Origin of the sequence: Kitasatospora sp. YST-16 (genome assembly GCF_026802215.1) — a bacterium.
In the GTDB taxonomy this organism is placed as follows: domain Bacteria; phylum Actinomycetota; class Actinomycetes; order Streptomycetales; family Streptomycetaceae; genus Kitasatospora; species Kitasatospora cineracea.
The window spans coordinates 3,547,728-3,566,612 of the sequence record NZ_CP113837.1 but is presented as its reverse complement, the minus strand read 5'-3'; the positions used below and the strand labels follow the sequence as shown (position 1 = coordinate 3,566,612).

At 72.0% G+C, this 18,885-nt stretch carries 18 protein-coding genes and 2 tRNA genes; 2 read left to right on the top strand and 18 right to left on the bottom strand.

Translation table 11 applies throughout. The annotated features are described in order from the left end of the window. Window positions 1-14 precede the first annotated feature (14 nt). Entirely contained in the window at window positions 15-785 is a 771-nt protein-coding gene (locus tag OU787_RS16300) for a DUF881 domain-containing protein (RefSeq protein WP_030457656.1), read from the bottom strand. 155 nt (window positions 786-940) lie between these two features. Between OU787_RS16300 and crgA the strand changes: the two genes are divergently transcribed. Further along, complete coding sequence (gene crgA, locus OU787_RS16295) at window positions 941-1,198, top strand: cell division protein CrgA (RefSeq protein WP_030457655.1); 258 nt, start codon at window positions 941-943, stop codon at window positions 1,196-1,198. Between the two features lie 262 nt (window positions 1,199-1,460). Here crgA and OU787_RS16290 read toward each other — a convergent pair whose 3' ends face one another. After that, the gene (locus tag OU787_RS16290; protein ID WP_051816455.1) at window positions 1,461-2,360 is read right to left on the bottom strand and encodes a rhomboid family intramembrane serine protease; all 900 of its coding nucleotides are present in this window, start codon (window positions 2,358-2,360) and stop codon (window positions 1,461-1,463) included. Window positions 2,361-2,492: 132 nt separating this feature from the next. After that, window positions 2,493-3,020, bottom strand: a complete 528-nt coding sequence (locus tag OU787_RS16285) for a peptidylprolyl isomerase (protein WP_123553959.1) — start codon at window positions 3,018-3,020, stop codon at window positions 2,493-2,495. Between the two features lie 166 nt (window positions 3,021-3,186). On the opposite strand from OU787_RS16285, the gene OU787_RS16280 reads away from it, so the two are divergent. Next, on the top strand, window positions 3,187-4,044 hold the full coding sequence (locus OU787_RS16280) for a DUF5324 family protein (RefSeq protein ID WP_268659765.1): 858 nt from the start codon (window positions 3,187-3,189) through the stop codon (window positions 4,042-4,044). Between the two features lie 106 nt (window positions 4,045-4,150). Here the strand turns inward: OU787_RS16280 and OU787_RS16275 are convergent. The 15 genes from OU787_RS16275 to OU787_RS16205 form a co-directional block, all read right to left on the bottom strand. Next, window positions 4,151-4,223, bottom strand: a tRNA-Ala gene (locus OU787_RS16275). A gap of 109 nt (window positions 4,224-4,332) precedes the next feature. Continuing rightward, window positions 4,333-4,461, bottom strand: a complete 129-nt coding sequence (locus OU787_RS16270) for a DLW-39 family protein (RefSeq protein ID WP_014137031.1) — start codon at window positions 4,459-4,461, stop codon at window positions 4,333-4,335. A 100-nt stretch (window positions 4,462-4,561) separates the two neighbouring features. Further along, the gene (locus OU787_RS16265) at window positions 4,562-4,951 is read right to left on the bottom strand and encodes a DUF6191 domain-containing protein (protein WP_030457652.1); all 390 of its coding nucleotides are present in this window, start codon (window positions 4,949-4,951) and stop codon (window positions 4,562-4,564) included. Window positions 4,952-5,019: 68 nt separating this feature from the next. Next, entirely contained in the window at window positions 5,020-6,033 is a 1,014-nt protein-coding gene (locus tag OU787_RS16260) for a hypothetical protein (RefSeq protein ID WP_268659764.1), read from the bottom strand. Between the two features lie 285 nt (window positions 6,034-6,318). Continuing rightward, window positions 6,319-6,392 (bottom strand) — tRNA-Ile (locus tag OU787_RS16255). Window positions 6,393-6,408: 16 nt separating this feature from the next. Further along, on the bottom strand, window positions 6,409-7,791 hold the full coding sequence (locus tag OU787_RS16250; RefSeq protein WP_268659763.1) for an SAM-dependent methyltransferase: 1,383 nt from the start codon (window positions 7,789-7,791) through the stop codon (window positions 6,409-6,411). A 222-nt stretch (window positions 7,792-8,013) separates the two neighbouring features. After that, window positions 8,014-8,643 carry a DUF3566 domain-containing protein gene (locus OU787_RS16245; RefSeq protein WP_268659762.1) on the bottom strand — a complete coding sequence of 210 codons (630 nt, stop codon included), beginning with the start codon at window positions 8,641-8,643 and terminating at the stop codon, window positions 8,014-8,016. A 148-nt stretch (window positions 8,644-8,791) separates the two neighbouring features. After that, window positions 8,792-11,392, bottom strand: coding sequence for a DNA gyrase subunit A (gene gyrA, locus OU787_RS16240; protein ID WP_442788480.1), 2,601 nt, complete (start codon window positions 11,390-11,392; stop codon window positions 8,792-8,794). Between the two features lie 38 nt (window positions 11,393-11,430). Further along, window positions 11,431-13,422 carry a DNA topoisomerase (ATP-hydrolyzing) subunit B gene (gene gyrB, locus OU787_RS16235; RefSeq protein ID WP_268659761.1) on the bottom strand — a complete coding sequence of 664 codons (1,992 nt, stop codon included), beginning with the start codon at window positions 13,420-13,422 and terminating at the stop codon, window positions 11,431-11,433. Window positions 13,423-13,696: 274 nt separating this feature from the next. Beyond that, window positions 13,697-14,209 (bottom strand): DUF721 domain-containing protein, encoded by a 513-nt coding sequence (locus OU787_RS16230; RefSeq protein ID WP_030457643.1) that lies wholly within the window; start codon window positions 14,207-14,209, stop codon window positions 13,697-13,699. A gap of 86 nt (window positions 14,210-14,295) precedes the next feature. Further along, entirely contained in the window at window positions 14,296-15,063 is a 768-nt protein-coding gene (locus OU787_RS16225) for a class I SAM-dependent methyltransferase (RefSeq protein ID WP_268659760.1), read from the bottom strand. A 42-nt stretch (window positions 15,064-15,105) separates the two neighbouring features. Beyond that, window positions 15,106-16,101 carry a biotin synthase BioB gene (locus OU787_RS16220; RefSeq protein WP_268659759.1) on the bottom strand — a complete coding sequence of 332 codons (996 nt, stop codon included), beginning with the start codon at window positions 16,099-16,101 and terminating at the stop codon, window positions 15,106-15,108. Further along, complete coding sequence (locus OU787_RS16215) at window positions 16,094-17,413, bottom strand: MFS transporter (protein WP_268659758.1); 1,320 nt, start codon at window positions 17,411-17,413, stop codon at window positions 16,094-16,096. Before OU787_RS16215 ends, OU787_RS16220 begins: the two co-directional genes overlap by 8 nt. Continuing rightward, window positions 17,413-18,108, bottom strand: a complete 696-nt coding sequence (locus tag OU787_RS16210) for a 2OG-Fe(II) oxygenase (RefSeq protein WP_268659757.1) — start codon at window positions 18,106-18,108, stop codon at window positions 17,413-17,415. The genes OU787_RS16215 and OU787_RS16210 overlap by 1 nt, the downstream gene beginning before the upstream one ends. After that, window positions 18,105-18,821 (bottom strand): 2OG-Fe(II) oxygenase, encoded by a 717-nt coding sequence (locus tag OU787_RS16205; RefSeq protein WP_268659756.1) that lies wholly within the window; start codon window positions 18,819-18,821, stop codon window positions 18,105-18,107. The genes OU787_RS16210 and OU787_RS16205 overlap by 4 nt, the downstream gene beginning before the upstream one ends. Window positions 18,822-18,885 lie beyond the last annotated feature (64 nt).

Sequence of the window (18,885 nt, the reverse complement as noted above, 5' to 3'; positions counted from 1 at the left end):
GGAACCGGCCGGGATCAGGGGGTGGTCGCGGAGCGCAGGTCGGCGGAGCCGGTGTACCCCGGCAGGGTCAGCTCGCCGCTCTCCTGGACCTTCCAGCCCAGCCCGTAGGCGGTCACGTAGCCCAGGTAGTTGCGGATGGTCGGGTCGGCGTCCACCGCGGAGCGCAGCGCGTCGGTCTTCCCCACCGCGCGGATCACGTACGGCGGCGAGTAGACCCGGCCCTGCAGCAGCAGGGTGTTGCCGACGCAGCGCACCGCGCTGGTGGAGATCAGCCGCTGGTCCATCACCTGGATGCCCTCGGCGCCGCCCCGCCACAGGGCGTTCACCACGGCCTGGATGTCCTGCTGGTGGATCACCAGGTCGTTGACGCCGGGCTCGGGGACGCCAGGGATCCGCGCGGTGGCGTTCGGCGGGGCGTCGTCCAGGGTGACGGTCAGTCCGGGGCCGCGCAGCGGGTCCAGCCCGGCGGCCCGCTGCAGTTCGGCCAGCCTGGCCGCGTCGTCCGGGCTCTGCCCCTGCTGCCGGGCCAGCCGGTCGGCCCGGTCCCGGTCCGCCGAGACCTGCTCCGACAGCTGCTGGTTCTGGGTGGAGCGCTGCTGTATGACGTCGCTGAGCTTCAGCAGCGAGTTGTCGGTGCGCAGGTCGGTGCCGTGCGCGGTCTGCGCGCTGACGTAGAACAGCAGCCCGGCGAGCGCGAAGACGGTGCAGGTCAGGGCACGTCCGACAATTCGCCCACGAGGGGGCCGCGAGGACCGGGACGGCGAAGAAATCGTGGAATCAGGCACCGTACCCTTATCTCCTTACGACCCGGCGAGCCACTACGCTAACGGACGCCGGTGGCATGTGCGGAGGACCAGCCGTACGGACCGGCCCGACCATTCGCCGCCCGCCCACGCTGACCCACCCGCGCGGTCACAGCGCATCGACAGGAGAGCCCCTCGTGCCGAAGTCTCGACTCCGCAAGAAGGCCGACTACACGCCGCCTCCGAGCACCGCGACGGCCGTGAAGATCAGTTCCGGCAGCCGGAGCTGGGTGGCACCGCTGATGCTGGCGTTCTTCCTGATCGGCCTGATCTGGATCGTCACCTACTACGTGACCAACAGCTCGTGGCCGGTCCACAGCTGGGGCAACTGGAACATCCTGGCCGGCTTCACCTTCATCGCGGCGGGTTTCGCGGTCTCCACGCAGTGGAAGTGACGCCGGCGCCGCCCGCCCGCCGGGCCCCGGCCTGATCCACCCGCACCGCCCAGCACCGCTCCGGCCCACCCGCCGGGGCGGTGTCCGTGCTGCCCGGGCCCGGCCCGTGACGGAGCGTCCGAACGTTTATCCACAGGGTTGTCCACACTGGGGAAAACTCCGCCCAGCCTGTGGATAACTCGCAACGCAGCAGCATAACGCGCGTAGAGCCGGGAAATCCAATCGGCGGGCGCGCCCCGGCGCCCGCCGACTGTGCACAACCTCACCCGGGCAGCCGGGCCGTCCCGATCAGCAGCATCAGCAGGATCGCCGCCACCGCCCCGCCCAGCGCCAGCCCCTGCACCAGGCTCCGGCGCCCCGGCGGGGCGTACATCATCCCGGCCCCGATGGCGACGCCGGCCACCAGCCCGCCGAGGTGCGCGCGCCAGTCGATGTTGTTCAGCGTGAAGGTGAGCACCAGGTTGACCACCAGCAGCGCGATCACCGGCTGCATCGGCACCCGGTTGACCCGGAACAGCACCGCGGTGGCGCCCAGCAGGCCGAAGATCGCCCCGGAGGCGCCGACCGAGAACATGTCCGCCCCGTCCAGCAGGTAGCCGAACGCGTTGCCCGCCACCCCCGACAGCAGGTAGAGGGCCAGGAAGCGCCACCGACCCAGCACCCGCTCCAGCTGGGGGCCGAGCACCCAGAGCGAGAACATGTTCATCAGGATGTGCATCACCCCGGCGTGCACGAACATCCCGCTGACCAGCCGGTACCACTCGGCCGGGCCGGCCGCCACACCGATCCGGGTGCCGAAGGCGTCCGCCCCGCTGCCCATCCCCAGCCGGATCTGCCAGACCTGGTCGACGTACTCGGTGAGCAGGAACACCAGCAGGTTGATCCCGATCAGCACCTTGGTGACCAGCGCCCCGTCGCCGAGCGCCACCAGCGCGCCGGCCGTGGTCCGGGGCCGCTGCCGGGCCTGCTGCGCGGCCTCACCGCGCACGCAGTCCGGGCACTGGAAGCCCACCGAGGCGGGCACCATGCACTCCGGGCAGATCGGGCGACCGCACCGGGTGCAGCCCACCCCGGTCTCCCGCTCGGGGTGCCGGTGGCACCCGGGCAACCCGCTCCCCTGGCCGTCCGCCGGCGTCGGCCGCACGGGCTCCTCCGGATGCATCGACGCTGTCCCTCCTCGACGAAAACGGTCCCGGCGCCGCCTCCGTCGAGAGAACGGGGCACCGCCGGGACCGCCCAGGCTACTGCGCGCGGGATCGCGCGGGCACCGCCCCGCGGGGCGGCGGGGTGCGGATCAGCCGCGCGAGATGACGACCTGCTGGATCACCACGTCCTGGACCGGCCGGTCGTACGGCTTGGTGGTGGCGGTGGTGGCGATCGCGTCCACGACCTTCTGGCCGGCCGGGTCGACGACCTCGCCGAAGATGCTGTGCTTGCGGTTCAGCCAGCTGGTCGGGGCGACCGTGATGAAGAACTGCGAGCCGTTGGTGCCCGGGCCGGCGTTGGCCATGGCCAGCAGGTACGGGCGGTCGAACGAGAGGTCCGGGTGGAACTCGTCGGCGAACTTGTAGCCCGGGCCGCCGGTGCCGTTGCCCAGCGGGTCGCCGCCCTGGATCATGAAGCCCTCGATGACCCGGTGGAAGACCGTGCCGTCGTACAGGGGCTTGGCGGCCAGCTCGCCGGTCTCCGGGTTCTTCCACTCGCGGGTGCCCTCGGCCAGCTCGACGAAGTTGGCGACGGTCTTCGGCGCGTGGTTCGGGAAGAGCTTGACCACGATGTCACCGTGGTTGGTCTTCAGAGTGGCGGTGAGTTCCTCGGCCACGGCAGTACCTTCCTAACTTTTACCTGACTATCCGAGGAATCATCCCACGCGGCCCGCAGACGGCTCAGCCGAAGGTGCCCGGCGGCCGAGCGCGATGCATGATCTCCTATCAGGTGGAAAGGTGCATACCGGACAACGCCGGACACCCGCCGAGAAGGAGAAGCCCGTGAGCCGTACGGACACCGCGCGCGAGACCGCCGGACGGGCGAAGGACGCCGTCGCGCCCTACGCCGTCTCCGCCAAGGAGACCGCCCTGCACTACGCGGAGGGGGCCAGGCAGGCCCTCGGCCCGAAGCTGGAGGCACTCGGCCCGAAGGCCGCGACCGCCGGTGCACAGGCCAGGGCCGGAGCGGGCCAGGCCGCGCAGGCCGCCCGGGTGCAGTACGCCAAGCACGTCGCCCCGCACCTGGAGCACGCCTTCTCCAGCCTCCCGCCGGAGACCCAGAAGGCCGCCCTCCGGGCCGCCCACCGGGCCCAGGAGGCCGCGCTGGCCGCCAAGCTGTCGGCCGGCCAGGCCGCCGGGCAGGCCAGGGCCACCGTGCTCCCCAAGGTGGCCGAGACCTTCCAGGCCGCCAAGGACAGCGTCACCCCGATCGCCCAGGAGGCGCAGACCCGCGGCGCCGCGGCGGTCACCGCCCTGCACGGCAACGTCAGCGCCGCCGAGATCGGCGCGCTGGCCGCGAAGAACGCCAAGAAGCAGCACCGCAACGGCTGGGCCACCGGCCTCGCGGTGGCCGGCACCCTGGCCGTCGGCACCGGCGTGCTGGCCTGGCAGTGGTACCGCAAGCAGAACAACCCGGAGTGGCTCACCGAACCCCCGGCCCCGGCCGCCCCGGAACCCGTCACCCCCGCAGCCCCCTCCAGCACCCCGCCCACCCCCGGCAGCGCCATCGGCGGCCCGGTCGGCGGGGCCACGGTCAACGGCTCCGTCCCGCGCGAGGAGCCCACCACCGCCCCGCGGCCGGAGGCCAAGCCCGCCGACGACGACCGCCCGAAGCCGCACGACCCGCGCAAGCCGCACTGAGCCTGCCGCCCGGCACACGGACCGTGGTGGAATCCGTGGTGGAAGCTCCAGACATGCGAACGGCCCCCGACCTGGTTTCCCCAGGTCGGGGGCCGTTCGGCGACTGTGGAGCCTAGGGGAGTCGAACCCCTGACATCTGCCATGCAAAGACAGCGCTCTACCAACTGAGCTAAGGCCCCGAGCAACGGGGGATAGCCTACCCGCTCCCGGGCAGCCGCCCACGCGGGTTTCGGACCGGCCGCGGCCCGTGCTCCGCGGGCCGGTCCGAGAAGACTCGACAGTCGGCGCTCAGCGGCCGGCGGGGACCGGGTCGGTCGCCTCGGTCCACAGGTCCTGCTCGGCACGGTCCGCCTGGACCTGACGGTAGACAAAGAAGCCGCCGAGGGCGACCAGGGCGACCAGGAGAAGCTTCTTCACCGCGGGACCTCGTCCTTCTTGCTTGCTTGGATGTAGGAGCACGAACCAGCGGTCAGGGTGCAGACCGCCCTGGGGCCGATGATACACACCGGTAACCCGTTCAAGAGCGGCCCCCGCCACCGCCAACCGACCGATCCGCCACCGGCTTTGACGCCCCGGCATCCGTAGGATCGTCCGACCGCGGATCCCCGGTGCGGATCACCGCCACCCCGCCCTCCAGGTCCACCGTCGAGCGCGGCGGAGCGCCCTCGCCCTCCTCGTCCCGGAGCATCAGCGTGGTCCTCCGCTGCTCCAGCTCGGCCTGCTTCCCGGCCGCGAACTGGGCGTGCAACTGCTCGAACCCGGTCGCCGAGACCTGCCCCTCCCGCCCCGTCCCCCGCCAGGGCACCCAGCGGCTCCGGCGCGCCCGCAGCGCGAGCTGGTCCACGAACGCCAGCACCACCAGCGCGCAGACCAGGCCCGGCAGGCTCATCGCCCAGAACAACCCCATGCCCCGCCAACGCGCCCGGACGCGCCGCCGTTCCCTCCGGCGACGCGCCCGGGCCCTCCCGCTACCGGCTACTTCCGGCGCCGCCGCAACTGCCGGACCACCCGCACCTCCTCGCCCAGGACTTCCATCCGGGCGTCCAGACCGTCCAGCCGCGGCTCCTGCCGGGAGACCCGCTCACCGAGCGCGGTGATCAACACCCCCTGGGCGGCCAGGCGCCGCTCGATCGACCCAACCGACACCACCAACCCGGACACCACCGCCGGCAGGTCCTCCACCGTGAACGAGAACTCCGGCTCCTCCGCGTACGGAGGCACCACCGGCTCGTACTCCCCCACCCGGTACGGCCCGAACGGCTCCAGCCCGTCGATCCGCCGCCGCCAGGCCTCCACCGCCGGATCCCGCCGGCCCGCCTCGTACTCGTCCCACCGCAGCTCGCTCCACCGCCGCCACGGCCGGGCCCGGAACGTGTGCACCACCACCGGCGGCTCCACCACCGGCCGCGCCGCCGCCTCCACCGCGTCCAGCAGCCGGCCCCGCACCTGCCGGGCCACCTCGCTGTCCCGCAGCAACATCGCGACGTTCAGCACGGCCCGCCGGGAGTAGAGAGCGACGCCGTTGCCGCCGCCCTGGGGGCGGCCGTAGGGGTTGTCCACAGGCGGGGCGGGGACGTACGGGGCTCCGTCACCTCCTTCGGTGCCGCTGACCTGCCAGACCTTCATTTTGAAGGTCTGGTTCTCGGGGTTATCCACAGGGTGCGCCGACCGTACGGCCCCCTCGGACCACTGGTCACCCCCCTGCGGGCCGCTGACCTGCCAGCCGTTCGTTTTGACCGGCTGGTTCCCGGGGTTATCCACAGGCTTGAGGACGGTGAACCCGTTGCCCTCCAACTCCTGCCGGTGGCGGCGGAGCACGCTGTAGATCGCGTCCTCGTGGACCTCGAAGTAGTCCGCCACCATCCGCGTGGTGACGTACAGCCCGTCGGGCAGCAGGACGAGGGCCTTGACCTCGTCGAGGACTTCGGTGCGCTCGCACAGGCCGCTTCGGAGCGTCCTGGATTCGAGCAGCGCGGCTTCCATGGACATGGGAGTGCCTCACAGGGTGAATGAAGACATGACGTGGGAACCGCCCGGGAGCCCGGGGCGGGCGGGGCCGGATCATCCGCCGACCGGAGCAGAGGTCGCGCTACGTCCCACGTCACCCAATGGCCGGTTCTGTCGCCCGGCTATCCCCGACTTCACATCAGTTTCGAGTCAGCTCACCCTGTGTTGCCTCTGCGCACGGGGCCCAACGAGCGGGCGGGCCGGGAGGTTACGGGGCGGAACACGTCGAAGGCCCCGATCACCAGGTGATCGGGGCCTTCGCGCCGGTGGGCCTAACAGGACTTGAACCTGTGGCCTCTTCCTTATCAGGGAAGCGCTCTAACCGTCTGAGCTATAGGCCCTTGCCGCACTGAAAGATTAGCGGACCGACGGCCGATCTCCCAAATCCGTATCCCGGGCGTCCTCCGGACGGTGCTGCTCAGCGACCTCGGCGGCCCCGGCGAGCCACTGCGGACGGGTCGGGGGGAGGCCGGAGGCGCCCGCGGGGGTGGGGCGGACGGCGAGGACCTGGTTGATGCCGATGTGGTTCTGCTCGAAGGAGACGGCGGAGGCGGCCATGTAGAGGCGCCAGACCCGGGCCCGGCCGCGGCCGACCAGGGCGACGGCCTCCGGCCAGTTCGCCTCCAGGTTGGCGACCCACTCGCGCAGGGTGCGGCCGTAGTGCTCGCGCAGGGCCTCGACGTCGCGGACCTCGAAGCCGGCCTGCTCCAGCCGGGAGACCGTGGTGCCGACGGGGGAGAGCTCGCCGTCGGGGAAGACGTAGCGGTCGATGAAGGGGGAGAGCCGGTAGACCTCGCCGGGGGGCAGCGGGCGGCGGGCGATCTGGTGGTTGAGCAGGCGGCCGCCGGGGGCCAGCAGGTCGTACAGGTGGCGGGCGTAGACCAGGTACTGGGCCGAGCCGACGTGCTCGGCCATGCCGACGCTGGAGATGGCGTCGAAGGGGCCGTCGGGGATCTCCCGGTAGTCCTGGAGCCGGATGTCGATCCGGTCGGCGAGACCGGCCTCCGCGACCCGCTGCCGGGCCAGTGCGACCTGCTCGGTGGAGATGGAGACGCCGACCGCCTCGACGCCGTAGTGGCGGGCGGCGTGCAGGACCAGGGAGCCCCAGCCGCAGCCGACGTCCAGCAGGCGCATGCCGGGGCGCAGGCCGAGCTTGCGGCAGATCAGGTCGAGCTTGGCGGCCTGGGCGTCCTCCAGGCTCTTGGCGGCGGGCTCCCAGTAGGCGCACGAGTAGACCAGGCTGGAGCCGAGGACGAGCCGGTAGAAGTCGTTGCCGACGTCGTAGTGGTGGCTGATCGCGGCGCGGTCCCGGCGGCGGCTGTGCAGCCGGCCGCGGCGGTTCCCGACCTCCTCGGGCGGGGGCACCGGGTTCGGGCCGACGGCGCCCTGCCGCAGGGCGGTGGCGAGCAGCCGGCGGCCGGGGGCGCCGAGGTACTGGCGGGGGCCGAGCCGCGGGCGGGGGGCGTCCGGGTCCTCGGCGAAGGAGGCGACGGCGGCCAGCACCTCGTACAGGTCGGTGTCGGGGGCGAGTTCGAGGTCCCCGGCAACGTAGGCGCGGACCAGGCCGAGCTCGCCGGGGGCCCAGAGCAGGCGGCGCAGGGCGCGGCGGTTGCGCAGGACGACGGTGGGGGCGCCGGCGGGACCGGCCTCGGAGCCGTCCCGGGCGCGGATCCGCAGGGGGATCGGGCGCCCGATCAACCCTTCGACCGCGCCGACCAGTTGCTGTGCGTGCTGCGCCATGACGGACCTTCCGACCAGTCGTTCCCGTCCGGGACGCCCGGTGACCGCCGGAAGCGGCCGGGCGGCCCGCTGACCGTTCCCGTTCTTCCATCTGTGCACTGCGGGCCGGAACGCCAATCCCGGCGCGCCGGGCGGTCACCCGATTGCACCGGGGACGGCGAAGGGCCCCGGAAGCTTCAACAGCCTCCGGGGCCCCGGGAATTCCGCCTTGCTGACGCCGGGTCAGTCCTCTTCGGCGAGGGTCAGCTCGATGCCGCCGGTGAAGCCCGCCGCGGAGTTGTAGATGAACGCGGCGAGGGTGGCCAGGGCGGTCATCAGGACGATGTCGACCAGTGCGATCAGGACGGTGAAGAGCATCACCTTGCCGAACCCGATGTAGTCCATCAGGTTGAAGGCGCTGGAGCTGTCGCCGCCGCTGCCGGTGACGTCCTTCAGGGTGCCGCTCAGCGAGGAGAAGACGCCGAGGCCGTCGAGGGTCATCCAGAGCACTGCGGCGGCCACGATGATGATCACGCCGATGGCCAGCGAGAGCAGGAAGCTGACCTTCATCACCGACCACGGGTCGGCCTTGGTGATCCGCAGCCGGGCCTTGCGGGTCCGGCCGGTGCCGCCACCGCCGGCGGACGGGCCGGGGCGGCGGGACTGGCCGCCGGACTGCCCGGGGGCGCGGGTGCCGCGCGGCGGGGTGGGCTGGCCCTTGGCGTAGGTGGTGGGCTGGGAGAAGCCGCCGCCCGCGGTGGGCGGGGCGCTCGGCGGGGGCGGGGTCTGGCCCCCGTAGGACTGCTGGGCGGTTCCGCCCGGCCCGCCCGCCAGGCCGCCCGTGGCACCTCCAGCACCCGTGGCTCCGCTCACCGTGGTCCTCCCGAACCGTCCGCCAGGGCGATCGCACCGTCCTGGTCCGTGTTGTGCTCCTGCACCGCGGGCCCCGGTGGCCCGCGGTCAGCCGTGGTGCCCGCCCCGCCGGTGCGGCGGGGCGGGCACCACGGTGCGCGTCCGCGCGTCAGCCCTGGTCGGGCGCGCCGTTCGCGTCCTGCTCGGTGGCGGCCGCGGACACCGCCTCGTCGACGGTCTCGTCCGCGCCCTCCTCCTCGTCGGCCTCCGCGTTGCGGGCCATGCCCACCACCGCGTCGCGCTTCCCGAGGTTGATCAGTTGGACGCCCATGGTGTCACGTCCGGTTTCACGCACCTCGGAAACCCTGGTCCGGATCACGCCGCCGGACAGCGTGATGGCCATGATCTCGTCGGTCTCCTCGACGACCAGGGCGCCGACCAGCGAGCCCCGGCCCTCGACGATCTTCGCCGCCTTGATACCGAAACCACCACGTCCCTGGACACGGTACTCGTCAACCGAGGTCCGCTTCGCGTACCCGCCGTCGGTGGCGGTGAAGACGTAGGTGCCGGGCCGCACCACGTTCATCGAGAGCAGTTCGTCGTCCTCCCGGAAGGACATGCCCTTCACTCCGGAGGTGGCCCGGCTCATCGGGCGCAGCGCCTCGTCGGTGGCCTTGAAGCGGATCGACTGGGCCTTCCGGGAGATCAGCAGCAGGTCGTCGTCGGCGGAGACCAGCTCGGCGCCGATCAGCTCGTCGTCCCGGCCCTCCTCGTCCTGGCGGAGGTTGATGGCGATCAGGCCACCGGAGCGCGGGGAGTCGTAGTCCTTGAGCGGGGACTTCTTGACCAGGCCGCCGCGGGTGGCGAGGACCAGGTACGGCTTGTCCTCGTAGGTGCGGACGGCCATCACCTGGGTGATGTGCTCCTCCGGCTGGAAGGCCAGCAGGTTGGCGACGTGCTGGCCGCGGGCGTCGCGGCCGGCGTCGGGGAGCTCGTAGCCCTTGGCGCGGTAGACCCGGCCCTTGTTGGTGAAGAACAGGATCCAGTTGTGGGTGGTGGTCACGAAGAAGTGGTCGACGATGTCGTCCTGCTTCAGCTGCGCGCCGCGCACGCCCTTGCCGCCGCGCTTCTGCGAGCGGTAGAGGTCGGAGCGGGTGCGCTTGACGTAGCCGCCGCGGGTGATGGTGACCACGATGTCCTCCTCGGCGATGAGGTCCTCGATCGAGAGGTCGCCGTCGGAGGGGATCAGGGTGGAGCGCCGCTCGTCGCCGTACTTCTCGACGATCGCGGTGAGCTCCTCGGAGACGATCTCGCGCTGCCGGGCGGGCGAGGCGAGGATCGCGTTGTACTCGTTGATCTTGGCCTGGAGCTCGTCGTGCTCGCTGAGGATGCGGGCGCTCTCCAGGGCGGCCAGGCGGCGCAGCTGCATCTCGAGGATGGCGTTGGCCTGCAGCTCGTCGATGGCGAGCAGTTGCATCAGGCCGGTGCGGGCGGCGTCGGCGCTCTCCGAGGCGCGGATCAGGGCGATCACGGCGTCGATCTGGTCGAGCGCCTTGAGCAGGGCGCGCAGGATGTGCGCGCGCTCCTCGGCCTTGCGCAGCCGGAAGGTGGTCCGGCGGACGATGACCTCGATCTGGTGGGCGACCCAGTGCCGGATGAAGGCGTCCAGCGAGAGGGTGCGCGGCACGCCGTCGACCAGGGCCAGCATGTTGGCGCCGAAGTTGGTCTGCAGGTCGGTGTGCTTGTACAGGTTGTTGAGCACGACCTTGGCGACCGCGTCCCGCTTGAGCACGATGACCAGGCGCTGGCCGGTGCGCGAGGAGGACTCGTCGCGGACGTCGGCGATGCCGGCGATCCGGCCGTCCTTGACCAGGTCGGCGATCTTCAGGGCGAGGTTGTCCGGGTTGACCTGGAACGGCAGCTCGGTGATCACCAGGCACTGGCGGCCCTGGATCTCCTCGACCTCGACCACCGCGCGCATGGTGATCGAGCCGCGGCCGGTGCGGTAGGCCTCCTCGATGCCGCGGCGGCCGACGATCAGCGCGCCGGTCGGGAAGTCGGGGGCCTTGATCCGCTCGATCAGGGCTTCCAGCAGCTCCTCGTTGGACGCCTCGGGGTGCTCCAGCGCCCAGAGCGCGCCGGAGGCGACCTCGCGCAGGTTGTGCGGCGGGATGTTGGTGGCCATGCCGACCGCGATGCCGGTGGCGCCGTTGACCAGCAGGTTGGGGATCCGCGAGGGCAGGACGGTCGGCTCCTGCTGCCGGCCGTCGTAGTTGGCGGCGAAGTCGACGGTCTCCTCGTCGATGTCGCGCATCATCTCCATCGCCAGCGGCATCATCTTGCACTCGGTGTAGCGCATCGCCGCGGCCGGGTCGTTGCCCGGGGAGCCGAAGTTGCCGTTGCCGTCCACCAGCGGCATCCGCATCGACCAGGGCTGGGCGAGGCGGACCAGGGTGTCGTAGATCGAGGTGTCGCCGTGCGGGTGGTAGTTGCCCATCACGTCGCCGACCACGCGGGCGCACTTGTAGTAGCCCTTCTCGGGCCGGTAGCCGCCGTCGTACATCGCGTAGAGCACCCGGCGGTGCACCGGCTTGAGGCCGTCGCGGACCTCGGGCAGGGCACGCGAGACGATGACGCTCATCGCGTAGTCGAGGTAGGAGCGCTGCATCTCGGTCTCGAGCTCGATGAGCTCGACCCGGTGGCCGCTCTGGGCGGGGATGGTGCTGTCCTCGGGCTGTTCGCCGCCGTCGGGACGGTTGTCGTCGACCACTGGTGGTCAGTTTCCTTTCAACGATCCTTGGCGGGACGTCAGACGTCCAGGAAGCGGACGTCCTTCGCGTTGCGCTGGATGAAGGAGCGGCGGGCCTCGACGTCCTCGCCCATCAGGACGGAGAACAGGTCGTCGGCGCGGGCGGCGTCCTCCAGGGTGACCTGGAGCAGCAGGCGGTGCGCGGCGTCCATGGTGGTGACGCGCAGCTCCTCGGCGTTCATCTCGCCGAGGCCCTTGAAGCGCTGGATCGCGTCGTCCTTCGGGAGCCGGCGGCCGCCCTCGACCCCGGCGGCGATCAGCGCGTCGCGCTCGCGGTCGGAGTAGGCGTACTCGAACTCGTCCCGGCCCCACTTGATCTTGTACAGCGGGGGCATCGCCAGGTAGACGTACCCGGCCTCGACCAGCGGGCGCATGAAGCGGAACAGCAGGGTCAGCAGCAGGGTGCGGATGTGCTGTCCGTCGACGTCGGCGTCGGCCATCAGCACGATCTTGTGGTACCGCAGCTTCTCGGCGTCGTAGTCCTCCTGGATGCCGCAGCCGAAGGCCGAGATCAGCGCCTGGACCTCGGTGTTCTGCAGCACCTTGTCGATCCGGGCCTTCTCGACGTTCAGGATCTTGCCGCGGATCGGGAGGATCGCCTGGGTGCGCGGGTCGCGGCCCTGCTTGGCGGAGCCGCCGGCCGAGTCGCCCTCGACGATGAAGATCTCGCACTCGGCCGGGTCCTTGGACTGGCAGTCCGAGAGCTTGCCGGGCAGCGAGGCGGACTCCAGCAGGCCCTTGCGCCGGGTCAGGTCGCGGGCCTTGCGGGCGGCGACCCGGGCGCTGGCGGCCTGGACGGACTTGCGGATGATGTCCGCGGCCTCGTTGGGGTTGCGGTCCAGCCAGTCGGCCAGGTGCTCGTTGACCACCTTCTGGACGAAGGTCTTGGCCTCGGTGTTGCCGAGCTTGTCCTTGGTCTGGCCCTCGAACTGCGGCTCGCCGAGCTTGATCGAGATGATCGCGGTCAGGCCCTCGCGGATGTCCTCGCCGGAGAGGTTGTCGTCCTTCTCGCGGAGCAGCTTCTTGTCGCGCGCGTACCGGTTCACCAGACCGGTGAGCGCGGCCCGGAAGCCCTCCTCGTGGGTGCCGCCGCCGTGGGTGTGGATGGTGTTGGCGAACGAGTACACGCCCTCGGTGTAGGACGAGTTCCACTGCATGGCGATCTCGACGGAGATCGTCTTGTCCTTGTCCTCGGCCTCGAAGTCGATCACCGAGGGGTGGACCACCTCGCCCTTGCGGGAGTTGAGGTGGGCCACGAAGTCGGCGATGCCGCCGTCGTACCGGTAGGTGACGGAGAGCGGCTTGCCCTCCTCGTCCAGGTGCTCGGCGCGCTCGTCGGTCAGCGCGATGGTGAGGCCCTTGTTGAGGAAGGCCATCTCCTGGAAGCGCCGGGAGAGCGTCTCGAACGAGTAGACGGTGGTCTCGAAGATGTCCGGATCGGCCCAGAAGGTGATCACCGTTCCGGTGTCGTCCGTCTCCTCGTGCCGGGCCAGCGGGGCGGTCGGAGCACCGGCCTTGTACTCCTGCGTCCAGCGGGCGCCGTCGGCGCGGATGTCCACGGTGAGCCGGGTGGAGAGCGCGTTCACCACGGAGAGGCCCACGCCGTGCAGGCCGCCGGAGACCGCGTAGCCGCCGCCGCCGAACTTGCCGCCCGCGTGCAGTACGGTCAGCACGACCTCGACGGCGGGCCGGTCCTGGCCCGGCATGATGCCGACCGGGATGCCACGGCCGTTGTCCACCACCCGGACGCCGCCGTCGGCCAGGATCGTGACGCCGATGGTGTCGGCGTGGCCCGCGAGCGCCTCGTCGACCGAGTTGTCGACGATCTCGTACACGAGGTGGTGCAGGCCGCGCTCACCGGTCGAGCCGATGTACATGCCCGGGCGCTTGCGGACTGCGTCGAGCCCCTCCAGCACCTGGATCGCGCTGGCGTCGTAGGCCTTCCGGTCGGACGGGTCTGGGGTCTGGCTGGGGTTGCCGGAATCGGCCACGAAGCGCCCTCTCTGGCACAGCGCGGGCCGCGCCCCTCCCCGCTTGCCCGGGCAGGTGTGCGACCACGGCGTTTCGACTCTGTTGCTCAGTAGCAACGGTGTTTGCGCTTCAGTCTACCGGTACGACCGACAGAGAGGGGCGTTTGGCAGCCCCTGAGGGCAGATGTGCCGCCCTGAATCCCCTCGGGACATGTCCCGATACTCGCAAGGGGGGCTCAGAGCGCCTGGTAGGGCTGCCAGCGATTCCGGAAGATCGCGGTCCGCTCCACCGGGCTCAGCCCCAGGTGTCGCCCGGCCCCTTGCTCCCGGGGGCCCGCAGCCGCCCGTAGCCGCGCACCGGGGCGTCCGGGCCCAGCACCTTGATCACCCGGACCGTCCCGTGCCCCAGCTCGTGGTTCAGCCGGGCCACCAACTGCCGTGCCAGCAGCCGGAGTTGAGTCGCCCACGCGGTGGAGTCGCACTGCACGGTGAGCACCGCGTCGGCCTCCGTGTACGACTTGGGCTCGCAGTGCGCGGAGATGTCCGGACCGACGATCTGCGACCAGCGGCCCATCACCCCGCCGACCGCTGCCGGCGCCTCCCAGCCCCGCTCGGTGATCAGCCGGTTCAGCGCGGCCCCCAGCGGCACCGGGTCCCGGCCGTCCGCCCGGGCGCCGCTGCGCAGCCCGGTCCGCTTGGCCTCCCGCCGCTCGCGGACCTGCTCGCCGCGCTGCCTGGCCTGCTCCTTGGCCGCGCGCAGCGCGACCCGGGCCAGGTCCACGCCCGAAAGCCCCGGCTCCTCGGACACGGCGCGCTCCCCTCCCTACCGGTGGACGACGGTGAGTCGTCCAGGGTACGGGTACGCCCCTCCGGAGGACCGGAGGGGCGCGGGACTCACCGGTCCAGGAGCGGGCCCTCCTCGCGCCGGAACAGACCGCCCAGGAGGAACGGGGGGCCGTAGTAGGGGGAGTCGGCCGGCTGCTCGCGCAACGCGCGCACCTCGACCTCGGTGAGGCCCCCGAAGATCCAGCGCAGGTCCTGGGGCGTGTAGGCCAGGCCGCCGTACAGCTTGCCCTCCCGGTACAGCTTGGCGTCCGGGACGGGCGAACCGGAGCCCGGCGCCCAGGCCGCGAAGGCGGCGAGCACCAGGTGGCCGCCGACCGCGAGCACCCGGTCCAGCATCTGGAGGTAGCTGATCCGGCGGTGCGGCGGCAGGTGGTGGAAGAAACCGGAGTCGACCACCAGGTCGTAGGGGCCGGCCAGGTCGTCCCGGGTCAGCCGGAACGCGTCGCCGCAGTGCAGGCCGACCTCGGCCGCCGCCTCGCGGGCCCGGTCCCCGGTCCAGGCGATCGCGTCGGGGGAGAGGTCGACGGCGTCCACCCGGAACCCCCGGGACGCCAGGAAGACCGCGTTCCGGCCGGGCCCGCAGCCGAGGTCGAGGACGCGCCCGGGCGCGAGCAGACCGGATTCCACGTACTGCGCCAGGTGCTCGTCCGGCTTGTTGACGAAGAACGGCACCGGGCGGTCCCGGTCGGCGTAGTACTGGTCCCAGAAATCGGCCCCGCCCGCCGGGGTCCACCGGTCGGCCGTGACGGGGAACAGTCCGTCCAGGAGGTCCAGCACGTCGTCCACGGTGCGGACGTATCGGGAAACAGGGCGCATGTCAGAACCAATCTCGGGTGGCACCGCGGAACGTTTCGGGGGTCAGGGGGTTTCCACCAGGCTCGGTTCGAGGAAGACCGAGCCCCGCGGCCGCAGGCCGGTGCGGGCGATCATCCCGGAGGCGTAGTCGCGCTTCACCACGAAGCGGTCGCGCCCGTAGATCAGGTAGCGGTCGCGCTGCTCGTCCGGGGTGAAGTTGACGGTGATGACGTTGGCCCCCGCCATCAGCCCGCGGTACTGGCCCTCGCCGGCGATCTTCGACAGCGCGCTCACCGCGGGGACCAGCCAGTCGGGTGCCAGCAGGCGGGAGACGGCGATGGCGTTCAGCGCCAGTTCCACGTCCCCGGCCGGGTGGTCCGCCAGCGGGGTGTCCGGGGCCGGGATGAACGGCGCCACGCTGCACATGTGCACGCCGAGGTCGCGGGCGAAGACCAAGTCCCGCGCCACGTCGGCGACCTGCTGCCCGGGCAGGCCGATGATCGACCCGGTACCGACCCGGTACCCGAGGTCGAGCAGGTCCTGGAGGCACTTCAGCCGCGAGTCCAGGCTCTCCTGCCGGACCTCCTCGGCCAGCCGCGGATCGCTGGTCTCGAACTTCAGGATGTAGCTCATCGCCCCCTGCTCGCGCAGGTACTCGTACTCGCTGCGGCGCTTGTTCCCCAGGTTCAGCAGGATCTCCACCTCGCCGTCGTAGAGGTCGAGGATCCCGGGGAGCGCCTCCCCCACCACCCGCGTGGTCTGCGGTATCTCGCCGCCCTGGAAGAACATCACGTTGATCCCGCTGGCCTTCACGGAGGCCGCGACGTCGACCAACTGGGAGGACTCCGTGCGGAAATCGCTGTTCTTCCTGGTGTTGTCCCGCCGCATCGGGCAGAAGACGCAGTTCACCCGGCACTGGTTGGTGATCTCCGTGACGCCCCGGACCACCACCTCGTCGCCGAAGACCGCCGACCGGGCCGCCCTGGCCTGACGGAACAGTTCTTCCCGCTCCGCCCCGCGGAGCAGCAGGAGTTCGGTGACATCCCGCTCGTCAAGCATTTCCCCACGACCTTTCACCGATTCGGTTCTGTATCCACCGCACGGGCAACGCGCCCAGCACGAAGAGCACGGCCAGCACGTACCAGCCCAGCGCCCCACCGCCGTTCACGAACCACCCGAAGAGCGCCGGGGCCGACAGGCCCGCGATGTCGACGCCCATTCCGAGAATCCCCATGGACTTCCCGTACGACCGCTCCGGGACGAGTTCGTACGACAGGCTCGTCGAACCGACGGAGTAGAGGACGTCCCCGCCGGCCCGGACCAGCGCGAAGAGCACCAGGGCGCAGAGCGCCGCGGCCGCGCCGAGGTGCCGCGAGAGCTGGGCCGAGAGCGGGAACGCCAACGCGGCCACCGCGAACAGCAGGGCCGCGGCCCGCACCGCCCTGGCCGCCTGCGAGGTGTCCGTGACCCGGCGCGCCGCCGGGACCTGCAGCAGCACCATCACCACGGTGTTCACCACCAGCACCACCGACACGCCCCACATCGGCACCCGCAGCCGGGCCCCGACCCAGAGCGGGACGGCGATCGCCAGCATCGGTTCGGCCAGGCAGAACAGGCAGTTGAGCAGCAGCAGCACCGTCACCCGGCCGTCCCGCAGCGTGCCGGGCGGCTGCGCGGCGTCGGCCGGGGCCGGGGCGGGGGCCGCGGGAACGGCCGGGGCCGGGGCCTCGGGAACGGCCGCCACCGCCCCGTTGCGGGCCCGCCACACCAGGAGACCGGTCACGGACAGGGCCAGTGCCTCGGCCGTGAACGACGCCCGGAAGGCCGTCCGGGTGCCGACGGCCAGCACGGCGGCACCGAGCGCCAGACCGACCACCATGGCGACGTTGCTCATGGCGCGCACGGTGGCCCGGAAGCGCACCCGGCGGTCCCGGGCCACCGCCCGGCCGATCAGCGCGCCCAGCACCGCGGAACTGCCGCGCGCGCACATCACCAGGACGCTGAGCAGCCCGAGGGCGGCCAACGGCCCCGCCACGGTGAGGCAGAAGGTCGCCCCGGCCATCACGCCCATCAGGACCGCGTAGAGGACGAACCCGTCGACGCGGTCGCTCAGGGCCCCGATCGCCGGCCCGACCAGCAGCCCGAGCACCCCCGCCACGCTGGCGCCGACACCGTAGACGGCCGGGCTCAGGTGCTCCTGCCGGAGCATGTAGACGGCCAGCGCGGAGTACGAGAGGCCGGTGGCCGCGTACAGGGTGGTGAGGGCCACCGCCAGCCGTCGCTCGACCGGGCTGCGCATCTCCTCGCGCCAGGTCGCCGCGTGCAGGATCCGGACCAGCCGCCGCGGCGGGTCCCCGGTGTCGGTCGCCACTACTCGGAGGCCCCCTTCAGCGCACCGACGAGTTCCCGGAACCGGGCCCGGGCGTCCGCGCCCGCCTCGTCCGGGCGCTTCATGGCGAAGCCGGTGAGGCTGCACCGCACCAGCGCCGCGGTGGGGTCCACCCGGTTGATCCGGTGCGGGGTCCCGGCCCTGAGCAGCACCAGCCGGTTGGGCCGGGGCACGATCGCCACCGGGCTGGACGCCGACTCCCGCACCTGGAGCTCCGCCGTGCCGGTGTCGACCTCCTCCTCGTCCAGGACCATCAGTTCGCCGCCCCAGGAGGCACGCCACTCCTCGTTCAGGAACAGCACGTAGGAGCCCCGGCGGCCGCCGCCCGCGTCGCCGTGCCAGGCGAGACCCGATCCGACCGGGTAGTTCCAGAAGGTGAAGCCGACCCGGTCCCAGTCCTCGCCCGGGCGGCCGAACAGCTCCGGCTCGGCGGCGACGGCGGACCGGACCAGGCCGTAGGCCGCCGGGTCCCCCGCGGCGCCCCGGCCGGCCGCGGCGCCGCGGACCACGGTGCCGCGCGAACGCAGGGCACCGTCCTGCCCCGTGAGCAGGGGGCTCTCGGCGGCCGAGAAAGCGCTGGCGGCCATCGTGCGGCGGGCCTCCTCCAGCGCCGCGCCGTCGAGGAAGTCGTCGAGGACGGCGAACCGCCGTCCCCGCAGGGTGGCCCGCCCGGTCACTGCCCCTCCCCCGCGGAGCGGTCCACCAGCCGCAGCAGCGCGTCGCGGGCCTGCGCGCCCGACTCCGCGGTCTGCTTGGAGATGAAGCCGGTGAGGGTGCGGCGGGGGGCGGCCGCGGTGGGGTCCACCCGGTTGATCTGGTGCACGGTCCCGGCCTTCACCAGCACCAGCCGGTTGGGCCGGGGCACGATCGCCACCGGGCTGGACGCCGACTCCCGCACCTGGAGCTCCATCTGGGCGAGGAAGTCCCCGTCCCGGACGGAGGTCACGGGCTCCTCGTCCAGGATCATCAACTCGCCGCCCCAGGAGGCGCGCCACTCCTCGTGCAGGAAGACGATGAACTCCCCGGTGCGGCCGCCGCCGGCGTCGTTGTGCCAGCTCAGCCTGCTCCCCGCCGGGTAGCGCCAGAAGGTGAACCCGGCCCGGTCCCAGTCCTGTCCGGCGGTGCCGAAGATGCCCGGCTCCGCCACCACCTGCTGGAGTATCCGCTCGAACGCCTTGGACCGGCCCGCCGCGCCGTCCTCGCCCTGTCCACCGCCCCTGACGTACGTCCCCCGGGATCTGAACGCCTTCCCGTCCGTTTCGGGGTAGAGGACGCTGTCCACCTCCGAGAAGGTCGAGCGCTCCATGAGCCGGTGTAGTTCCGCCAGGGTCGCGGCGTCCAGGAAGTCGTCGACGACGACGAACCGTCCGCCTCGCTGCGTGACCTGCATGGGGGTGGGTCCTCCTCCGTAGTCGTTCCACCGGAATGCGCGCGGCCGGGGCCGCGCGCGGGGG